The sequence below is a fragment of the Fodinibius roseus genome (assembly GCF_900129315.1).
Lineage (GTDB): Bacteria > Bacteroidota > Rhodothermia > Balneolales > Balneolaceae > Fodinibius > Fodinibius roseus.
Genome location: NZ_FQUS01000009.1, coordinates 27707 through 48339, shown reverse-complemented (window position 1 = coordinate 48339; position 20633 = coordinate 27707). Strand labels below are relative to the sequence as shown.

Annotated in this window: 15 protein-coding genes; 3 read left to right on the top strand and 12 right to left on the bottom strand. The window is 49.3% G+C overall.

Translation table 11 applies throughout. The annotated features are described in order from the left end of the window. Positions 1–107 precede the first annotated feature (107 nt). From BUB16_RS09795 to BUB16_RS09775, 5 genes are all read right to left on the bottom strand, one after another. On the bottom strand, positions 108–3797 hold the full coding sequence (locus BUB16_RS09795; protein WP_073063066.1) for a CRTAC1 family protein: 3690 nt from the start codon (positions 3795–3797) through the stop codon (positions 108–110). A gap of 116 nt (positions 3798–3913) precedes the next feature. Further along, complete coding sequence (locus BUB16_RS09790) at positions 3914–5269, bottom strand: Gfo/Idh/MocA family protein (RefSeq protein ID WP_073063063.1); 1356 nt, start codon at positions 5267–5269, stop codon at positions 3914–3916. A 93-nt stretch (positions 5270–5362) separates the two neighbouring features. Beyond that, complete coding sequence (locus BUB16_RS09785; RefSeq protein ID WP_073063060.1) at positions 5363–6292, bottom strand: hydroxypyruvate isomerase family protein; 930 nt, start codon at positions 6290–6292, stop codon at positions 5363–5365. A 689-nt stretch (positions 6293–6981) separates the two neighbouring features. Then, positions 6982–8784, bottom strand: coding sequence for a RagB/SusD family nutrient uptake outer membrane protein (locus BUB16_RS09780; RefSeq protein ID WP_073063058.1), 1803 nt, complete (start codon positions 8782–8784; stop codon positions 6982–6984). 23 nt (positions 8785–8807) lie between these two features. Then, positions 8808–11999 carry a SusC/RagA family TonB-linked outer membrane protein gene (locus tag BUB16_RS09775; protein ID WP_211483140.1) on the bottom strand — a complete coding sequence of 1064 codons (3192 nt, stop codon included), beginning with the start codon at positions 11997–11999 and terminating at the stop codon, positions 8808–8810. A gap of 599 nt (positions 12000–12598) precedes the next feature. Between BUB16_RS09775 and BUB16_RS09770 the strand changes: the two genes are divergently transcribed. From BUB16_RS09770 to BUB16_RS09760, 3 genes are all read left to right on the top strand, one after another. Continuing rightward, positions 12599–13597, top strand: coding sequence for a pyridoxal-phosphate dependent enzyme (locus BUB16_RS09770; protein WP_244545671.1), 999 nt, complete (start codon positions 12599–12601; stop codon positions 13595–13597). A gap of 190 nt (positions 13598–13787) precedes the next feature. Next, a complete protein-coding gene (locus BUB16_RS09765) occupies positions 13788–14954 on the top strand; it encodes an FAD-dependent oxidoreductase (RefSeq protein WP_073063052.1) in 1167 nt (388 codons plus the stop codon). A 66-nt stretch (positions 14955–15020) separates the two neighbouring features. Beyond that, positions 15021–16094 carry an AI-2E family transporter gene (locus tag BUB16_RS09760; protein ID WP_073063049.1) on the top strand — a complete coding sequence of 358 codons (1074 nt, stop codon included), beginning with the start codon at positions 15021–15023 and terminating at the stop codon, positions 16092–16094. Between the two features lie 262 nt (positions 16095–16356). Here the strand turns inward: BUB16_RS09760 and BUB16_RS09750 are convergent, their stop codons facing one another. The 7 genes from BUB16_RS09750 to BUB16_RS09720 form a co-directional block, all read right to left on the bottom strand. After that, the gene (locus BUB16_RS09750) at positions 16357–16692 is read right to left on the bottom strand and encodes a ribbon-helix-helix domain-containing protein (RefSeq protein WP_073063044.1); all 336 of its coding nucleotides are present in this window, start codon (positions 16690–16692) and stop codon (positions 16357–16359) included. A gap of 57 nt (positions 16693–16749) precedes the next feature. Next, positions 16750–17571: a ZIP family metal transporter gene (locus BUB16_RS09745; protein ID WP_073063041.1), complete on the bottom strand. Its 822-nt coding sequence runs from the start codon at positions 17569–17571 to the stop codon at positions 16750–16752. 50 nt (positions 17572–17621) lie between these two features. Beyond that, on the bottom strand, positions 17622–17978 hold the full coding sequence (locus tag BUB16_RS22195) for a MerC domain-containing protein (RefSeq protein ID WP_350354137.1): 357 nt from the start codon (positions 17976–17978) through the stop codon (positions 17622–17624). Between the two features lie 174 nt (positions 17979–18152). Beyond that, positions 18153–18548: a YtxH domain-containing protein gene (locus tag BUB16_RS21780; protein WP_073063036.1), complete on the bottom strand. Its 396-nt coding sequence runs from the start codon at positions 18546–18548 to the stop codon at positions 18153–18155. Between the two features lie 108 nt (positions 18549–18656). Next, complete coding sequence (locus BUB16_RS09730) at positions 18657–18851, bottom strand: CsbD family protein (RefSeq protein ID WP_073063034.1); 195 nt, start codon at positions 18849–18851, stop codon at positions 18657–18659. 188 nt (positions 18852–19039) lie between these two features. Then, positions 19040–19579 (bottom strand): DUF421 domain-containing protein, encoded by a 540-nt coding sequence (locus BUB16_RS09725; RefSeq protein WP_073063031.1) that lies wholly within the window; start codon positions 19577–19579, stop codon positions 19040–19042. A 174-nt stretch (positions 19580–19753) separates the two neighbouring features. Then, complete coding sequence (locus tag BUB16_RS09720; RefSeq protein WP_084088175.1) at positions 19754–20335, bottom strand: hypothetical protein; 582 nt, start codon at positions 20333–20335, stop codon at positions 19754–19756. Positions 20336–20633 lie beyond the last annotated feature (298 nt).

The window sequence follows — 20633 nt, the reverse complement described above, 5'->3', positions numbered from 1 at the left end:
ATTATATATGATATATAAATCTTTTTTATCGATAGATCAACAGGTCCCATCCATTTACCATAAATATTTGGGAGAAACACAAGCTAATAACAACCATATGTGCTTTTTTAATAACGAATAATATATTCTTTTTCGCTCCCGGCGCCGGAAGATATATCCACCGTATCCGTCTCTCCGTCAAACCAGTATATCTCCAATGCCACCGCTTTTCCCGCCGCACCCATAACGGGGGTCGTGCTGTGCTGCGACCAGTAGCCCGTCCCCGCCTGTACTTCTCTCAGGGGTCCCCTGCTGCCATCCTCATATCGTACTCTCATCCCGGAGCCGATGGCGTCCCTGTTTTCAGGGGGACCGGCGAGCCGGATTCGAATGCCCGGTTTCGACCCGCGGTTCCTGTAGAGCTTAACCGGGCCCTCATTTTGGGTTACCGCTAAATCGGGACGCCCGTCGCCATTAAAATCGCTTACGGCAGCGCCTCGCTGCTGGCCATAGATCATGATACCGCTTTCCCGTCCCCTTACCACCTCAAATGACCCGTCGCCGTCTCCCAGCAGCAACAGGCCCCGTCCCGCATCCAGCCGGGGAATGTTATCCGGGAAGGCAAAGTTATTTTGACTCAGAAACAGGTCCTCGTTCCCGTCACTGTTAAAGTCAGCAATTCCGGTATGGAAAGCCGCAGAAAATTGAGCCGTGACAGGCAACGGAGCCGCCTCAAAGCCTTCCTTTGTATTTATAAATAGCATCTGCTCGACGGTGTTTATTTCCCTGGAGGGGATGGTAGCCACATCCTGGCCTGTTATCTCGCCTACGGATGAGCGGGCAAATTGCTTATGAGAATTAATCCTTCCCAATACCGACGGCATGGAATCGAAATCATACAGTTTTCGCCGAGGCACGTACGCCTGCAGCGTGGTATTGTAGTAGCTGTCAATGATATCCAGGGTGCCATCCATGTCAAAGTCGCTGTAGTACAGTTTCAACGGGTATTCTTCGTCAGGTTGATAAACGCTGTTGCTACCGATATTCCCGGCAACGATATCGGGACGCCCGTCATTATTAAAGTCCCCGGTCGCCACCCCGTTCCACCAGCCTTTGAACTTCTGTAGTCCGGCTTCCGAGCTTATATCGACAAACAGTCCATTCTGATTTTCCAGCAACAGTATGGAGTCCCAGGCGCGGCTAAGCAGCAGGTCCTGATCCCCGTCCCCGTCGTAATCCGTAAACACGGCCCCCGACACCAATCCTGTTTCATCAAGCTTTTTTGAATTTACCCGATCCGGCACAAACCGTCCCTTTTCATTTCGAAAGAGTCTCGAAGAAGCATCCCTCGGATATTCCCCCGGTTTAAAACGTCCTCCTACAAAAAGATCCACATCCCCGTCCCCATCATAATCGGAAGCAGCCAGCGGTCCTGTAGTGGACAAAATACCCGGGATTTTCTGCACCATATCCGGGGCATTACCCCCATTTACGATATAGGACAGCGCAGAAGGGACACGGGGATCACCCTGCTCAAAATTGGCGCTGCCTGTTATGAGATGTAGTCCTTTCCGGGTATGCCAGCCTAAAATCGTCGTTTGATCACCCGGGGCGGTGGAACGCGGACCATCCGGTACAAGCGGTTCAAACTCTCCCTCACCTGTATTTTCAAAGATGCCCGTCCGTCCCCCTTTGCCAGAAGCTATAAACAGATCATCGTCTCCATCCCCTTCGTAATCAATCCAGGCGATGCCCGGGCCCTGCCTGCTCAGCAGAACCGGCAAAAGCGGCTGCACATTGACATCGGTATAGGGATCCTCATGGTGAATGTATCCTATTTCATCCGATACCTCCTGGAATAATGAAGTAGCCGACTCCGTTTCTTTTTCTTTCGAGGGACTTTTAACATTTGCCCGGGACAAGGATTGTTCGATATCATACACCCTGTTGGCCTTCACGCTGTCAATGTGAGTGGTCGAGCCGTCAGGCCATTGAACGGTCAGCCCATGGAGCTTGTCCCCGGACTCAGCTGCAAAAAAAAGCATCGGCTGGGGACCGGAAACATAGCTGCCGCCCGCGCTCATTTCTTTTTGCTGATCCACGGATGCACCTGTCAGGGTGACCTTCGCCCCGATCCCGCCGGTGTTGGGCGCCTCTCCGCTTAGCTGCACCGCTATACGAGGCGCATTCGTCTCATTCCGGTAGACAAGCGCCGCCTGGTTAAACCGGTTGATCACAAAATCGGCGTCCCCGTCGTTATCCAGATCAGCAAGGGCCAGGCCCAGCGAAATATCATCTTCAGAAAATCCCCAGTCCACACTTTTATCGGAAAAGGTAAGATCCCGGTTATTCCGAAGCATCTGGTTGGGCAAAGCCAGCCGCGGGTAGGTTATAATATCGTTTCTACGCTGCATGCTCCCGGGGGAACCGCTCCGACTGTTGAGCTGTATCTGGGTATCAATATCCTGGTAATCATAGGCATAGCCCGTCGTGATAATCAGATCTTCATAACCATCCAGGTCGATATCCAAAAAATTGGTTGCCCACGACCACTCGGTAGCCGTGACGTTGCTGTAACTCGAAATTTCAGCAAACGTAAGATCTCCGCGATTCAGATAAAGCGAATTACGGTTGTACTGGGGACGTCCCTCTATTGGATCCAAATGCTCGGATAGCTGGCGCAAGCGCCGCTGGTGGCTACTGCTCAACATTTCAGAGACAAAAATATCAACCGCTCCATCCCTGTTGATATCAGAGAAGTCAACGCCCATGGCAGAAAAGCTCATGTTGCGGATCGCATTACGATCTACGCTCCGAAACGTCCCGTTTCCCTGGTTCATCCACATGCGGTCGGGCGTCCAAAAGTCATTGGCAACATATAAATCGGAATAACCGTCCCCATTCACATCCTGAAACTTCGCCGTCAGTCCCCAGTCCCTCGAAAGTCCCTCCTGGCTTCCATCGGCCGCTAAAAAATAATCTTTGTCATTAACCGCCTTCCGAAACGAACTCCCTCCCTGGTTTATATACAGTTCATCTTTGGCCCCGTATTCATTGCGGTACGATTGTCCTTCAGTTTCAATAATGCCATAATACTTGTCAAACGGCGGGATCACCACCAGTGAGTCGCCCTCCCTGCGTACCGTATTTTCGGTGGACAACTCCTCTGCCGGGTAGATATCACGGACGGTCCTCAGTTTGTAATTCGTAATATACAGGTCCAAATCACCGTCGTTATCTATATCGGCCAGCGCCATGGTATTGCTGCCTTCTGACGGGCCCAGTCCGCTGTCTTCCTTTAGCGTAAAATGTCCCTCTCCATCATTAAGATAGAGTTCGTTCCTTTTAGCCAGGGAAGTAACCAAAAGATCGGGATGGGAATCACCATTGACATCTGCGAAGACGACCCCGGTAGAGTGATACCCCTCATGCGCAAGATTAGCTTTCTCAGTTATGTCCTCAAATTCAAAGTTTCCCCGGTTCCGGTACAGCTTATTGGGACCTTCGAGCCGGGCCAGGTAAATGTCCACCCAGCCATCTCCGTCCACATCAGCGGTGGAAACGCCTGAACCATTTAAAAAGTTACGGTTTTCTTCAATGCGTTCCCGGCTCACGGAATTCCGAAACCGGATACCGGTATCGGTGGAATCCAGTTTCTGGAAACCAGTGCTCCCAAAAAAACCCGGAGTCAATTCCGCCCACCGGTAGCCCTCTTCCCGGTGCCACTCCAAATCTTCAGAGGTTGTACAGCCCGTAAAGAGAAGCGCGATTATCCAGAAAATTCCGGTATTATTTACCAGTGTTTTGGCTGCAATCATATACTTTCTGTCCTGCTTTATCACCTGTCATCAGCCGGGTGGACAGGCCCTTGTACGAATAAAAAAGGCAATATCCCTGATTGGGGACATCGCCTTTTCGGTTCTTCCGCGCTTACCTACAGCACTTCCGTCTGTCCGGGCACGGGTACCGGGTAGAATCCGCTCTCATCGGGCACCACCGGCGGGGCGGCCTCCCAGCTGAATTCCTCGGGCATTACGCTCAGCTCCGAATTCAGCGCTTCCTCCCAGCCGATCACTTTTCCCGAATAAGTCGCCATCCGGCCCATCAGCGCCGTCAGCGTACTTTTGGCTCCATTTTCGGTATCATTGATCTGCTCCCCGTTGCGGATCGCTGCAAACAACTCATTGTGTTCCTGTTGGTACGGGTTAGGGTCTTCGTCCGCATTATGCTCATAAAGGGTCTGCCCGTCCCGGCTTTTCAACACGGCCCGGTCCCCGGACGTATCGATCGTGCCCCCGGTAGCCTGGAAGAATTCGGCCACCCGGTTCATCGTATCCGGCTGGTGGCGGCACTGGCTGGCCACAACCGCCCCGCTCGGGTAGGTGAACTCCACAAAGTGATGATCGAAAATCTGCCCGTGCTCACGGCCCGTGCGGACCTCTCGTCCCCCCATGCCCTGGGCGCTGGACGGATATTCCCCGATAAACCAGTTGGCCACGTCTATATTGTGAATATGCTGCTCCATAATATGATCACCGCACAGCCACACAAAATAGTACCAGTTCCGCATCTGGTATTCCATCTCGTTCTGGTGGGGCTCCCGCGGCCGCACCCATACGCCCGCGCTGTTCCAGTACACCTGTCCCGACAGGATATCCCCGACCGCCCCGTCGTCAATTCTTTGTATCGCCTCGCGGTAGCTGTTCTGGTAGTGCCGCTGCAGTCCCACCACCACATTGAGGCCCTTCTGGTCGGCCCTTTCGCCCACTTCCAGGACCTTGCGTACGCCCGGGGCATCGGTTGCCAGCGGCTTTTCCATAAAGACATGCTTGCCCGCATCGATCGCCGCCTCAAAGTGGTAGGGACGGAAGCCCGGAGGGGTTGCCAGGATCACCACATCGGCCAGGCCGATTGCCTCCCTGTAGCCATCGAAACCGGTAAATTTGTGTTCCTCCGGCACGTTGATCTTCTCGGGGGCTTCTTCGGCAAAAACGTTGGTCAGTGTCTCGAAGCTGTCATCGAGCCGGTCGCGGAAGGCGTCGGCCATGGCCACCAGCTGCACGCCCTCCCCGGTGCTCAGCGCCTGCCGCGCAGCACCCGTACCGCGTCCCCCGCAGCCCACCAGCGCTACTTTCAGGGTCGCCGCCCCTGCTTGTTGCGCTCGCCCGCTAAAAGGCAAGCTCCCCACCATCAGTCCCCCGGCCGCCAGCGAAGAAGCCTTCACAAAATCTTTGCGTGATATCTTCTGTTGTTGGTTGTTATCTGTCTGCTTGTCGGTTATTGTACTCATTATGTTTCTTCCCGTTATATTAATTAATCATTATATCGTCAAACGCCCGGACCTTCCCGGCGCTTTATATAGTGCAGCAGCTGCGCGGTCCCGTCAACGAAAATTGTCGGCCGACCGGTAGGCCTCGATAACGGCCGCCTCGCCTTCCTTGCCCTCCTTCGCGTTGCCGTGTTCCATCCCAAGGATGCCGTCAAAACCTTTTTGGTAAATGTGGGCAAAAACGTTCCGGTAGTTGATTTCGCCGGTGCCCGGTTCGTTTCGGCCCGGGACATCCCCCTGCTGGAAATAGGCAATCTCGTCCCAGCACCGGTCGATGTTGGTGATCAGCCGGCCCTCGTTCTTCTGCATGTGGTAAATATCGTAGAGGATCTTGCAGGAGGGACTGTCGACAGCCCGGCATATCATGTGGGTTTGATCCGAAGTACGAAGGAAAAGGTCCGGGGTATCGCTCAGCGGCTCCAGCACCATCACCAACCCGTGGGGCTCCAGCACTTCGGCCCCGCGGCGGAGCGTGTCAATCACATGACTGGTCTGGATACCGATCGGCAGCTCCCGGGTAAAATTGCCCGGAACCACCGTCATCCACGTGGCGTCCACGCGCTTGGCCACTTCAACCGCTTGCCGGCAGGCCTCCACGAAAATCTCGGTATGCTCGGGCTTGCCCGCCGTAAAGGAATTCGCCGCGTTGCCTCCCTTGTCTATAACAAAAACGCCCATCTGCATGCCCTGGCGGGCCAGTTCCTCCCCTATTCGCTCCTGAGTGGCCGGCGATCGTCCCATCAGCCCGTTGTCCTCGAAGGCGGTGAATCCGGCATCCGACATAAATTTTATCTGGTCAATCAGGTCCTCGCCCCCGTGGTGGCGAAACATGCCGAAATGAGGCGCGTAGTTCAAATTAAAGGTATCCTGCCGGGAGTCCGGCTGCACCGCCCGGCTCCTGCTTCGCCCCAGTGCCGCCGGCCCGGCCGCCAGCGCCGAAGCCCCCGCCATCGCGCTTCGCTGTAAGAATTTTTTTCGGTCCATCGTTACCTGCTTTTTTCCTGATTATGAAGGTTACATCCTATAATAATGAAGTTGCCATCTACCCTACAATTAATCCTGATGCCATCTGCGGTTGGTTTTAAAATTGCCTTCCCGTGTCCCATGACCTTAAAGCATGGCTAAGTCAAGAGACCTTCACGTCAATCAACCACAGAACGGATTCACACTACCTGCTTATGTCCCCGCTAATGAATAAAAGAAATAATCTATTTAAAAACATCTTTTATCCAAAACGGGGGCAAAAGGGATAAGGTTGAGTTCCCGATGAAGCTAATATGCATCTGATTTCACAAAGATTATTTTACCTCTGTCTATCCCTGCCCTGTTTCCGGATGTGCGTAGCGAAGATATCGGAAACAGCGTCCCTTCATCCACATAGACTAAACAAAAGGTTTACTCTTTAGAGCCACTAATGAAATTTCACCGTACCGGATGAAATAACAAGAAGAGCGAATTATCTTCCATAAACGGATAGTGAAGTTATTAATGGAGCCTCATGTTTTGACAGAGGCCTTTGCAAAATCGTTGTTTTGCCCAATCTTTACATTTTCGCGATTTTGACATCCTCATGTGTAATCTATACACAGTGGTTTTGACATCGCTCGGGGGTTGGTATTGAACAAAACCCCCCCCTTGTTTTCGATACCTCAAATACATAGTTAACTCCATAGTTAATACCCCGGGTTTTGCTCCAGCTCATCGTTCCGGTTCATCTCCTCAAAGGGTATGGGCTGGAAATACATCTTATCATCCCAGGATCGGCTCCCGGGTCCCACCGTTCGTACTTCGTACTCGTAATTCGAATACGTACTGCGATCGGACTGCTCTTCTGCGTCAGCCGTAATATAGATGCGCCGGGCATCTTCATCCATCACTTCCGGAGCGATCATCCACCGTCGGACATCAAAATAGCGTTGCTCTTCAAAAGCCATCTCAATCCGCCGTTCATTCCGGTATTCCTCCATCAGCTCCTCCCCGGCGATTGAAGTATAAGTCGGCATGCCGGCACGGGTTCTGATTTTATTGAGTTCCCTGCGGGCATCCCCGTATTCGCCTAATTCAATAGAAGCCTCCGCATAATTTAATAAGATCTCGGTATACCGGAAGAAAATCCACGACCCCTCCTGTTTGTTATTTTGTCCGTGGTGCATATCATCCCGGATAAACTTTTTGAGGTAGTAACCGGTGTATGTACCGTTCCAGTCTTCTATAGGCCCGCCCCGGGTATCAACCCCTGCTACCGTGGCATCGCCCAAATCAAGCTCCATAACGGTTTGAATAACCCCGTCCGCATCAAAGGCGGCGGAAGCGTCATCGGGTCGTTCCATCCATTCGGCACCATCATAAAGGATGGATGCTTCAAAACGGGGATCCCGGTCTTCATATGGATCTGAAGCATGATCAGGATTATTCCAGTCAAATTCAGAACCGTCCTCCATCTGGTAATCATCTACCAGGTTTTGCACCGGTGTATTTCCCGCCCAGTTGTAGTAGCCGTTGGGACCGTTATCCAGGCCGGGATTGTGCCCGTCGTCCCGTGTTTCCAGGAAATACCGTTCCATGATGGTTTCAGGGTTTTCCGGAGCTTCCGTAAGAAACAGCTGGTAATAATTTTGTGCAGCTGCTTCCTGGTTTTCGGGCTCAGGTAGATAGAGGCTATAGATCCCCAGATCCATGACCGCCCGGGCGGCCTCTTTGGCTTCCCGCCACATCTGCTGCTGGTCTGCTCCACCGGTATAGCCGGTCACCTCCACGCCGCCGGGATTTTCATGGGCCAGGTCACTGGCGGCATATAGCAGGATTCGTGATTTAAGAGCCAATGCTGCCGCTGCACTGGCGCGGCCTAAATCTTCTCCCGTCTGTTCAGGCGGAAGCAATGCGGCAGCCGAATCAGCTTCTGCAACAATAAAGTCGACCGTTTCGGCAAAACTGTTGCGCGGAGGAGTCAAATCCTCATCATTTAAAGATGCAGGTTCGGTAAGAATCGGAACCCCGCCGTAGATACGCAACAGGTTATGGTAAAAGTAGGCGCGCAGGAAATGAGCCTGCCCGATGTAGGAATCGATGACAGCCTGGTCCTCGATAGCGGAATCTTCTATTTCTGCCAGCAAGGTATTCACCTGCTGAATGCGAAAATAGAGATCCTCCCAGTCCCAGTGGTTATAATCATCACGGCTTCCGAAACTCCCCCGGTCGCTCGGGGACACATTTGATTCTACGATTTGCGGGACCCCGTAGCCATGAGTAAAGTGTGTTTCATCAGCAGCCGATGAAAGCATGACTTCATACAGGCCATGGCCCATACCGAGATAAATATCGTTGATATAGGCCTCGATGAGGGCCGGGTCGTCCCAGATCGCTTCCTCGGAGATCTGATCTACCGGCTCCTCATCCAATACGCTCTGCATGTCGCAGGCCGTTGCAGTCACCAGGATCAGGCAAAATAAGGTTGATATATAACTTAAGTTTTTCATAATAATCAGAAAATATTTAGTGCTTAAAATGTCAGGGAAATTCCGGCGTTAAACACCCTTTTTTGCGGATAGTAGGCGCCACTGTCATTATCGGACTCCGGATCCATCAGATTAAAGGAATCCCATGTAAACAGATTAAATCCGTTCAGGTAGATACGCATATTCCGGATTCCTATGCTGCTGGTCAAATCCGCCGGCATATTATAGCCGACCTCCAACGTCTTAAGGCGCAGGTAATCCGTTTTTCTGAAGAAATAAGTGTTCTGATTAGCTATCCAATACTCTTCCACACGATTAAAAGCTCGGGGCCCTTCTGCATAATCCTGGTCCGGATGCATTTGCATCGGATTCTCAGGATCTGGCCGCCACCGCTTCTCCGCAAATTCGGCAAAATAGTTTCCAAATTCGCCGGACTCGGTTTGGATATACTGTGAAGCGCCTGCGGCTCCCTGGAAGAAGGCCGTGAAGTCAAATTGTTTATAACTGCCCGAGAAGGTAACGCCCCCCGTCCATTCCGGGATATCATTCCTTTCTACGCGGACACGGTCGTCAGCCGTAATTTCTCCATCCCCGTCGACGTCTTTGAAAATGATGTCCCCGGGTCGTACATCGTCATTAAACGTCGGGCTGTTTTCTACCTCTGCCTGGTCCTGAAAAATGCCGTCGGACACATAATACAAATCAGTTTCCATCTTTGCCCCGGTAGACCGCTGCCATTCCGGTGCCCCCGGGGGTTCATCCCAGTATTTGATTTCATTGGTCGACCACCCGGCATTCAGGGCTATATCATAAATGAAATCTTCGTTTACCTGATCTCTCCATGCGATCGAACCGTCCACGCCGTAGCTTGAGACTTCGCCGATATTTTCTTCCGGGAGCGTAAGTCCCGAGGTCTGGGGTACGGAAGCATTTCGCTGGGTCAGAATATCGGTTCTCAGGTAATCAAAATAATCGATCTCGAACGAAAACCGGTTATCCAGTATGGCCGCTTCAAGGCCGATATCAAACTGATTGGCAACCTCCCACGTAATGGCCGGATTGGGCGTACGCGTTTGGTACAAACTCGGGACTTCCGTTCCCCCGCCAAAAATGTACCCGTCACCGAACCCATAGCTGGCAAGATACTGGTAAGGATCAACGCGATCATTACCGGTTTGTCCCCACGACGCCCGGATTTTGAGATTATCAAAGAATCCTACGTTATTTCTAAAAAATTCCTCCTCTGTTAACCTCCACCCTACAGACACCGCCGGAAAAAAACCGAAGCGATCGCCCTTGGGAAATTTATACGAGCCGTCGTACCGGCCCACCAGCTCGATCAAATACTTGCTTTGATAGTCGTAATTAATACGGCTGAAATAGCTCAACCATGCTTCGTTATACCCGCTTCCGTCATTGGAACGCAGTTCTTCTCCCCCGGCAAACAGCTGATCAATAGCAGGAGAGATATAATTGCGGCGGAATGCGTCAAACCAGGCGTTGGTGCTCCTGCGATGCTCTATTCCCCCGATTATGCCGAAGGAGTGATTTTCAAAATCTCGCTGGTATTCCAACACCGCGTTGACCAGCACGCTGGAGCTGTCCCCGCTCATCTGATCCAGCTGCGGTTCCTGCCCGCTGGGTCTTGAAGCCCCCGTCAAATACTGCGCAGGGTCCCCGCCCTGGGATTCGTAGGCCGTAGCGTCAAAGCTGTACAAGGTCCACGGAGTGAGCCATACTTTGCGCTCCGCCATTTCCTTGTTATAGGAAAAGGTCCCCCGAACCCCCAATCCCTCTACCCCGGGAATATCAATATCAGCTACCAGGTTGGTATTGAGATAATACCGGTCGTCCTGGTCATATCCCGTAGCATCGGTCCCCGTTACCACCGGGTTTTGACCGTTCTCAATATCGGGACCCGGCTGTCCGTTGGGCCAGTACGCCGGAAGGTGGGGTTTCCCCCGCATCAGCATGCGGAACGTAGCGCCCGCCGGCTGGGTCGGAAAATTACGATCTTCAAAGCGTCCGCTCACGTCAAACTGCAGGTTTATATGCTCATTGACCTGGCCATCGATATTGCTTCTGAAGTTATACTGGTTATACCGCGTAGCACTGTTTTGATAGTAGCCGTCTTCGGTTAGCGCACCCAGGGAAAGCCGGTACTGCATGCTTTCGCTGCCACCGGCCATGGCAATGTCAGCACGGGTTTGATAGGAGACCGCTTTCAGGGCCTCATCAAACCAGTCGGTGTCATGATACAGCCAGGGGTCCTGTTCCCCGATGGTTCGGTGGTTTTGTATATGCTCTTGGGTATACCGGGGATCCTCACCGTCATACATGTTAATTTCATTGAGCATCTGAAGGTAGGTGGGGGCATCGGCCATATCCGGAATACGGGTAGGCTGGTTGAATCCCTGGTTGAAGTCGATAGTCAGCTGGGGACCGTCGCCCGCACTTCCCCGCTTTGTTTGAACCAGGATGACCCCGTTGGCGGCCTGTGATCCGTAAATGGCTGCCGAAGCATCCTTAAGCACACTCATATCCTCAATATCGCGGGGATTCAGCCGGTCGAGGGCACCGGCGTCACTGGGAACCCCGTCGATGACAATCAGGGGATTGTTATTACCCAGGGTCTGCTGTCCCCGGATACGGATCGTAGAACCGTCGTATCCCGGCTCACCACTGCTGGTGACCGTTACAACTCCCGGCAGGCGTCCCCCTATGGAATTAGAGACATTCGTCACCGGGGTTTTTTGAAGTTCCTCTCCCCCGACGGCACTCACGGATCCTGTCAGGGTTTCCCGTTCCCGGGTCCCGTATCCCACAACCACGAGTTCCCCGCCCGAGTAGGTTTCCGGAACCAGTTGCACATCAATCGTCTCTCTCCCGTTGATTTTCACGTCCTGCCGCTGAAAACCGATAAAAGAAAATATCAGCGTCTCTTCGAGGGAGGGAACGTCTAATTCATACTGGCCGTCAGAACCGGTAGTCGTCCCCTGGGTGGTCCCCTGAATACTGATATTAACGCCTGGCAGTGGTTCCCCCTCCCCGTCGACAACGGTTCCGGAAACCGTTGCCTTCTGGGCCTGAACTGAAGTTAACAGTCCCAGCAGTAGAAATGCCATCACCAGCATGCCGTTACAAAATAAAGACCTGTACCTGAAAACAAACCTTTTAAAAACCGAAGTGCTGTCCGGCCATGCGACTGTTTTCCGTATCGCTTTAATATCCATCATAATCCTTTCTTAAGTTAACGTTAACGCTGTATGTTATTTGTTCTCTGGAGGGTAATTTTTTGCACTGACTAATTGCTCCCTGTGCGTAAACAGGTTTTAAGAAATGAACGATATCCTCTGATTCTTCCCATTTACCTACCCATATTTGCTGATACTGTGCAACTTATTCCCATATCCGTTGAACTATTGCTACCTGTATTATCTGGTATTTTATACACTTATTCAATTTTTTTTAAATTATAATAAATTTTTGCAGTAAATTTCTCCTTATTTACACACCAAATCGGAAAAAATAGCATATGCCTCTACGAATGAGATTGCAATAGTATATTCCCCTTTTTATAAGAAAACCATCCTCCTTTGAACACCCGTTAAAGATATAGCCGATCATCCCGGCACCGGTGAACCGTCACCATACCTATGTCGGTGATATTTTTTTGTAAATGTGATCCCGGCTTGTGCAAAATCACGATACTGTTGTACCAAAAGACGGTATTGAATTTTATATCCCCTTCTGCCCAAAAACATGCCATTCATTATCAAATTTTGTTATTTTCGAATTGAGAAAAAACGACTCATGATTACAAACGATATAGTTAATGAAAAAAGAACGCAACCAATCGGTCCCACCCATGGCTATTCCATCATTTTCAGACATCCGGCATGCTTACCAAAACATTGGTTCCTATACTCATCGAACGCCGGTGTTAAGCAGTGAAAAAGTAAATGACCGCGCCGGTGGAGCCGTTTTTTTTAAGTGCGAAAATTTCCAGAAAACCGGGGCTTTCAAATACCGGGGGGCCACCCATGCCGTCGCAGAATTATTACCTGCGGGTAATCCCCAAGGCGTTGCAACCCATTCGTCCGGCAATCACGCGCAAGCGGTGGCCCTGGCAGCCCGGGTCAGGAATATCCCTGCTCATATTGTGATGCCGGAGAATGCTCCCCGGGTGAAAGTAAATGCGGTCCGGGAGTACGGGGCTGATATTACTTTTTGCGAAGCTACCCAGGAAGCACGGGAAACGACCCTTGAAGAGGTGGTTCAACAGACGGGAGCCGACTTTATCCATCCCTATGACAACCCCCATATTATTATGGGTCAGGGAACTGCAGCGCTGGAATTGCTGCAGGAACAGCCGGAGCTGGATATGATGCTGGTTCCCATTGGGGGCGGTGGACTCATTAGCGGCAGCGCTATTGCTGCATCGGCATTGTCCCCGGAGACCACCATAATAGGCGTTGAACCTGAAGTAGCCAACGATGCCTGCCTGTCCTTTAACACCGGTATGCTGCACCCTGTGCAGAGCACCGAAACCGTGGCGGACGGACTGCGAACATCGCTTAGTGAACTGACCTTTCGCTGTATTCAACAACATGTGGATGATATCATCACCGTTAATGAACAGGAGATTCTCGATGCAATGCGTTTTGTATGGGAGCGGATGAAAATGATCATCGAACCCTCTTCGGCCGTACCGGTGGCCGCTGTTTTTAACCGGATCGATATCGAACAAAAAAGGGTGGGCGTCATCATTAGCGGCGGAAATATGGACCTCGATCATTTACCATGGAATGACAATGCGAATGGTACAGACTGAAATGCAAACCACTAGCTCGTTAGGCGAGGAATTTGAAAATCAGAGGGATTGGTTCATTACTAAACCCTAAGCGATATTAAAACCGCAGTATATAGATATACCATCTATGGGAGGTTGAAATTGCGAACATAAAGCCATGGGAAAGACAACAATTTTGCAAAGGTTTCTGCATATATAAATTTACTCCCCTATGAATTTCGATAAAATTATTGTCATCGGCAGCGGGGTATCGGGATTGACGACCGCGCTTACGCTGCAGCTTCTGGGTTATGAAACAGTGATCTATACGGATAAAGAAGCCGGACAAATTTCAGATAAAAATGCTCATCCCGAATTTGCCAGCCTGTTCCCGGCCGCTTCGGTCATTCCCCATTCCTTTTATTCCGACCAGCTGAAAGAGCTCTTTCGTACCTCACAATCATTTTTCTACGAACTCCGTAAACGGTTCTTTTCCGGTCTATCGATCCACCGGCATTTTGAAATTTTTGAGTTTGAACAGGATGAGCCCGAATACCGCAACTGGATGCTTGACTTCCATCCCGTAATGGAACTCTCCCCGCAGGAAATTCCACGCCGGTCCTGCTCGCAAAACCTGTACGGCTGGGCCTTCAACTGTATTTTTGCCGACTGGCCCCGGTACTTTCCCGCTTTGACCGCATGCTATAAACAATCGGGCGGCCACATTAACCGGCGTACAGTGAGAACCGAAGACCTCCCCACCCTGCCGGCGGATATTCTGGTCAACTGCAGCGGGACGGGCAGCCTGGAGCTGTTCGACGATCCGCTGGATGAGCAGCTTGTCATGCGGGGACATTTACTGCACAAGCCGGGAGCTCCGCTGATCATAGGGGCCGGCGGTAATATCATTTCCTACAACTATACGCCGAAAGCTTCTGTCTATTCCGATCCTTCGGGGGAAGCCTGTGATGTCTATTGCTACCCCCGCGAAGACGGCTGGATGTTAGGTGGAAGCCGCGAAACCGGTTACCTGAGCAGCCCAACCACAGAATTCTCAAAAAAAAATGCTGAAAGTTATCAGATTGGCGGCCTCGCCATACCCTCAGCTATTATTGATATAAACAAAGATATTCTGGAAACAACCTATCACCAGTCGCTCCGTCCCTCTGACGAGCTGTATCCTTTCATCGGTTACCGATACGTACGAAATAAAGAGGAAGGTTTGCGTCTCGATCACGAAACAATGTACGGCAAAACGGTCTATCATAACTATGGTCACGGTGGTGCGGGTGCAACGCTTTCCTGGGGATGTGCCTTGGATCTGGCAAGCCGCATCACTTCGAAAAATAAGCCGCGGCTGCAGGAGCTTTTGTTAGAAGAATTCGAACATATCCTGTAAATTTATGCTCTTACCGACCGGGCGTTCAATCATGTCGGCCGTACGATATTTTAAAGAATCATACTCATGGAAAAATACCCCATTGCACTTCGCTATCTCATACGGCTCCTGTTGTTATTTGCTGTCATAGCCGCATTACTGGTCGCCCGCCAGCTTTTGGTTCCGCTTCTTCTTTCCATTTTATTTGCCTATCTCCTGTTTCCCACCGCTCAAAAAATGGAGCAATGGAATATCCCCAGGATTGCCACAAATCTTCTGCTGATTATCGGCTCGTTTGCTTTGTTGACGGGTATTATTTATGGCATCACCCTGCTGGTGATTACCTTTTCAGAAGATCTGCCCCGAATAAAAGAACAGATGGATACGAATATTACCCGGTTCCGCTGGGCACTGGGACGCACCTTCGGGGTTACAGCCGAGCAGCTGGACTCTATCATTGAAAGTATCCGTGGATCGGGAGCATATCTATCTGAATTCTTTACGGGGACGGCCAATACCATCTTAACGATCGGACTTCTGCCGGTTTATACTTTCCTGCTTCTGTTTTACCGTGATAAATTTCGAACATTTGTCTCCATGCTGATCCCGGAGCAACAAGAAAAAGTTGCACAGAATATTATTGATCAGGCTGCTAAAATCGTACCTAAATACCTGAAGGGGCTGTTTATTGTATGTTTTATCCTGGTGGGGTTGAACAGCCTTGGATTTTACCTGATAGGAGTAGAATACGCCCTTTTGCTGGGCTTTATAGCTGCACTTTTTAACCTGATTCCCTATCTGGGTACGGTACTCGGCTATTTGGTCGCCTTTCTTTTCGTTTTAACGACTCAAACACCCGGTCTTGCACTGGGAGTGATCGGACAGTTTTTTGTGATTCAATTTATTGAGAATAATATTCTCACGCCCAATATTACCGGGTCTTATGTACAAATTAATCCGCTGGTAACTATTCTTTCACTCATCGCAGGCGGAATGATCTGGGGACTGCCGGGTATGTTTATGGTGATCCCCTACCTGGCTATGCTGAAAATTGTTTGTGAGAATATCGAGAGCTTAAAACCCGTCGGTTTTTTGCTGGGGACCAAAGGAACGGAAAAATTCACGCCTGATTTCAGTTTGTTCAAGCGAATCTTCGGGTGAGTGGAAAGAGGGTGACGATCAGCTATTACAGGGAAGTACGGATAAAGCCTGTACGCATCCCCAAAGGTATGGATCCGGGTAACAGCCCTGATACGACCTGTATTAATAAAAGCTTTCGCAAAACCGTTCTTTCGGCCAATGCCGGCATTATCGGTCGGTTGAAATTCTCACGTATGGGCATATATTGGATTCCAACCTTTCTCTGACTTTGATCTTGAGCAAAATTCCCGGTTTTTCATAGGCTTCTAATAGCTAAATGCCTTTAACTGAATTTCTCTTCTGCACACCTCGGGCAGTCGAGCCAGCTTTCGGCGGGAATACTGGATAGTGCAGCAGGGCTGCTTCCCCTTTCAAAAACCGGCCGGTAGAGTACTTCCCCCTTTTCATGCGCTTCACCACAAGTATGACAACTAATATTATCGTCCAGCTCCTTGGGGGTATAGCCGGTAATCACCCAGCCTTCGTGTCCGGCATGAACGGCCAGACTTTCAAGGGCCGCACGCACAGTCTGCGATTTATTGCCTCTGTAATATTTCTCGGAGAGTTCCCCAAGCAGTTCCACCGTTTCGTTGTCCAATGTAAAATTCAGGCGTTTCATTGCAGTACGTTTGAGTAATGTGAAATCCGGATTAATCGCCAACCAGAATTTTGTTATTTAATAGGCTGCATACCATGCCAAAAAAACAATCAGTCCCCCCAAAAAAGTATAGAGAACCGCCCGGCGACGGTATTGGTCCAGTTTATGGTGCTCATCATGTTCCAGGTCTGTCTCCTGGTGAATCTTCCCTCCTACCTCGCATTCGGGTAGAAAATCAATAGCCACATGGAAAAAAACCCCGGTGGCAAATCCAAAAATAAGTGCATTTATAATATGATGCCCCGGAAGATTTAACAGGCTCACCGGCAGTGCCGTAAGTCCGATTGCTGCTGCAGGTAACAATACCGGCAGGGCCGATTTCCCCTGTATGGTAAGTCTCCGGGATGCGGCGTAGCCGGCAGGACCCTTATGAGAGACAATAGCAATACCAAGCAGCACTCCGAGTTCCGGCATAGCAGCATAAACCATCCCGATAATCAGTCCCGCTGACAGGGCATGCGACGTCAACTCCAGTACTACCGGATCAATCGAAGTCCTGGTGTGCGTGAGTCCATGATTGAGGGTGTGAATAGCGAAGCCGGCTATAATACCCGCTGCAATTCCCAACCCGCCATAAACAGGGTGATGATTGATAGCAGTGGGAACCAAGAATATAGCGGCACTGGTTATCATGGCCCCGCTTGCCAGTCCATAGCCGGCAATAAGGTAATTCAGTTTGCGCTGCCCGGCAGCCTGGATCCCCATCGGTATGGCCAGCGCCATTGCGCCGAATGCGATCCAGGATATGCCTATAATTTTCCAGTTGGATTGAAGAATGGCCAAAAAAGTAAGTAGGCAAAACAGAAAAAGGCTGGTGTAAACAATCGACTTGTCAGACATAACTTTTTTACTGGATAAGGATCTTTTAAAGTCCTCCGAAAATAATTTAATCAGTACTCTTCAGCTACCGAGCAGGCTCTTGCGGAGTGACTTTTATAATTCAACCAGTGTCCACCTATAAGCAACATACTTCCCAAAAACGTAACCCAGGTTTCTTCTTTTTGACTCAACCAATCATGCAATCCCCATGTAAGAAAAAGTATAGATAATCCGGATAAAAGCAAGGCAGTTATAAAGTTATATTCATATCCAGGTCTGATTGAAAAATATACAGCGGGAATGATCAGCATAAGTAAAACGGGGTGCGTCCACTCATGAATGTACTCGGCTACCGGGTAAAGCGGTAACAGGGATACAAAAATGGGTACCAGCAAACAGTGGATGGCACACAGGCCGGAAAGGCCCACCCCTATTCTATCCCAAAAAGATTTTGTAAGCAAAAGCTGGCTGTTAGTGAATGTTTCGTGTGTATTATAATACACACCCCGTATCAAATAAACAAGCTTTAAAATAGAAATCCCCCGGGATTACAGAAATCCTGAGGGATTAATAGTCGCATACCCCTGTGGGCTGACAGGAAATCAATGATTTCGCAGCGCTTCTATCAGCTCGCTTTTATTCATTGTTGAATACCCGTCAATTTCAAGTCTTTTTGCTTTTTCATAGAGTTCATCTTTCGTCCACTCGTCATAAGAAGTAAACTTCTTTGCCTTTCCGAGTATATCATCTCTTTTCTTTTTAACCTCCTGTCCGATTTCACTTACTTCTTCTTTTCCGGCTTCAAGTCCCTTATTAAGACTTTGGCGCAGTTCTTCTATCTCATTTTTTATATCCTTAAGATATTCCTCACGCTTTTCAGCGATCTTCTTCCTCGTCTCCTCCCCTTTCTCAGGTGCAAAAAGCAGTCCTAATATGACACCACTCGCGACTCCCGTTAGCGTAGCTAAAATCACTTTTTCTTTATTGTCTGTTCCCATAATATTAAGGATTTGATTGATGATAATAACAAGTTAAATACCTACTTAACCTAAACAATAGATATCAGTAAAATAATTTCAGCGATCGTGTATTTATTATCCTTTATTTTAATGTTTAGTGTAGCCACGGATCATCGCTGATACTTCCTTTTTTGATTTTCCCAGTTTTCGCTGGAGTGTGGCAAGCAGTTTTTCTTCTTTACCTTCTTCATAGGTAAGGTTCTTATCCGTTAATATAGAATGATTTTCAATAAGTTTGTTCTTTATTTCATCCCAATTATCTGATGTTATAAGAGTACTCATAATGGAACCTTAATTTGAATTTGCTATCCGGACGCCCCCCTCTCCCTGTGCAGATATCCAGACGAGGGGTTTTATTTATAGTCCCGTAAGCAGCAAAAGTTTCCTGTAAACAGGTCTCAAGATATTCTCCGCTTTTTAGTCATGTTGAGTATATTTCTCCAGCGGAAACACACTAATCGACAAGGTAATCAATTTTCGTCCCATCCCCGTACTTCCCGTAATAATATATCATCCACCTCATGGTCGGGGTCTTCATGGTGAAGCACCGCTATATCACCGGTAGATTCCATCACAACGGCTTTGATCTGGCTGAGTTGTGTGGCATTTGCCTCCCGTAACTTGGCACGCAGGTCGGCATGGGTAACTTTCGCTTCCTTTAAGTTTTCTTCCAGGATTTTTGCTCCTCTCATGAGAAGCAGCGGTTCATTATTCACGATTTTATCCACCAGTGAAGAACGTCCCCGTAAACCGGCAACCACTATTTGTAAAATATACAAGGAAGCAAGGGCAGCAATCGCCAGAAACAGCGGTGGGCTGTCGGATAAAATAGTGCTGGCGATCACGGAACCAATAGCTACCGTAATAGCAAAGTCAAAACTCGACATCTTCGAAAATGAACGGAGTCCCCCTATCCGGGTAAAAAGTATAAGCGAAACATAGATTCCAATGGCGGAGAGTGAAGCCATCAGCACCGCGGTCCAGGTAGTATTAATCCAGCTGTAATCCATAATATCAAAGTAAATAATTAGAATTGTCTGTTAATCAGATGATTTTTCGTCCTCTGCAAATTGTAGCGCAGATTCCTCGTCTGCTATCAAGTTTGGAGTACATTCAAGCAGGTGCGACTGCGTTTCGTAAAAGTGCATCAAATAGCCGGCGGTGTTTGGAAAGGTAATGATATTTCATTCTTCTTCCGTGTGGTGCAATTGATGGGAACGATCCGGGTGCAGGATCCCAATCATGTCTCTGACGGTATTATACAGGAGCAGTATGATCGTTATAAAAGCACCCCCGACAATCGAAGAAGTGATCAGCGTTATATAATAAATGTAGGTGAACCACCGAATGGAAGCGGAATCGGATTCGAAAAGGGGAATATTCAATAAAAGGTACAGTACGGTAGTGGTTACAAGAGTAACGGTAGCCGTCAGGGCAATTTGCTTGACCCGTTGGTAATGTGTCCATTTGATGTTTATCTCCAGGCTTTTACTGAGACTAAGCAATGTAAGCATCAATGCAAGGATGTTTCCAAGCCCAAGCAATAACGTGCCGAAAAAAGAACGGGTGGCGGGAAGAGTGGATTTGAATAGCTGATATGCCTCTGATCCACTCGCCTCTCCCACCAGCCAGCTTCCCGCCAGAATAATGACAACCGAAATTCCACCGCCGAACAAGGCTCGTTTTAAATCTACTTTTACCTCTTCAATACCCATCGACCAGGTATCCAACCGGGATTTCTTTTCTTTGTCTTTTCCTATTGCCATTGGCCGTTCCTCTTGACTCTGTTAACCTCTATATACTCATATATTCTCAACAAGTAGAAGCATGAAATCATGAAAATAAATCCTGAAGACTTACTCATTTGTAGCAATTTTGGCTCATTTGCTGTAGTAAAATTTTGCTTTTAATAGTAAAGGCGAGAATGATCAACACCCGTTACCATCTATAATCTATATACCCATACTCAACAATCCCCGGGCCCGGCAAAAAAGTCGCTCATCCCCCGGATGCGTTTTCAATCACATCTTTATACCCATATTTATTATACCCTCCTTTTTCTCA

Bases quoted from the DNA above. Each gene is read 5' to 3' on its own strand.
- BUB16_RS09795 (WP_073063066.1), bottom strand. From the start codon at position 3,797: ATGATTGCAGCCAAAACACTGGTAAATAATACCGGAATTTTCTGGATA.
- BUB16_RS09790 (WP_073063063.1), bottom strand. From the start codon at position 5,269: ATGAGTACAATAACCGACAAGCAGACAGATAACAACCAACAACAGAAG.
- BUB16_RS09785 (WP_073063060.1), bottom strand. From the start codon at position 6,292: ATGGACCGAAAAAAATTCTTACAGCGAAGCGCGATGGCGGGGGCTTCG.
- BUB16_RS09780 (WP_073063058.1), bottom strand. From the start codon at position 8,784: ATGAAAAACTTAAGTTATATATCAACCTTATTTTGCCTGATCCTGGTG.
- BUB16_RS09775 (WP_211483140.1), bottom strand. From the start codon at position 11,999: ATGATGGATATTAAAGCGATACGGAAAACAGTCGCATGGCCGGACAGC.
- BUB16_RS09770 (WP_244545671.1), top strand. From the start codon at position 12,599: ATGAAAAAAGAACGCAACCAATCGGTCCCACCCATGGCTATTCCATCA.
- BUB16_RS09765 (WP_073063052.1), top strand. From the start codon at position 13,788: ATGAATTTCGATAAAATTATTGTCATCGGCAGCGGGGTATCGGGATTG.
- BUB16_RS09760 (WP_073063049.1), top strand. From the start codon at position 15,021: ATGGAAAAATACCCCATTGCACTTCGCTATCTCATACGGCTCCTGTTG.
- BUB16_RS09750 (WP_073063044.1), bottom strand. From the start codon at position 16,692: ATGAAACGCCTGAATTTTACATTGGACAACGAAACGGTGGAACTGCTT.
- BUB16_RS09745 (WP_073063041.1), bottom strand. From the start codon at position 17,571: ATGTCTGACAAGTCGATTGTTTACACCAGCCTTTTTCTGTTTTGCCTA.
- BUB16_RS21780 (WP_073063036.1), bottom strand. From the start codon at position 18,548: ATGGGAACAGACAATAAAGAAAAAGTGATTTTAGCTACGCTAACGGGA.
- BUB16_RS09730 (WP_073063034.1), bottom strand. From the start codon at position 18,851: ATGAGTACTCTTATAACATCAGATAATTGGGATGAAATAAAGAACAAA.
- BUB16_RS09725 (WP_073063031.1), bottom strand. From the start codon at position 19,579: ATGGATTACAGCTGGATTAATACTACCTGGACCGCGGTGCTGATGGCT.
- BUB16_RS09720 (WP_084088175.1), bottom strand. From the start codon at position 20,335: ATGGCAATAGGAAAAGACAAAGAAAAGAAATCCCGGTTGGATACCTGG.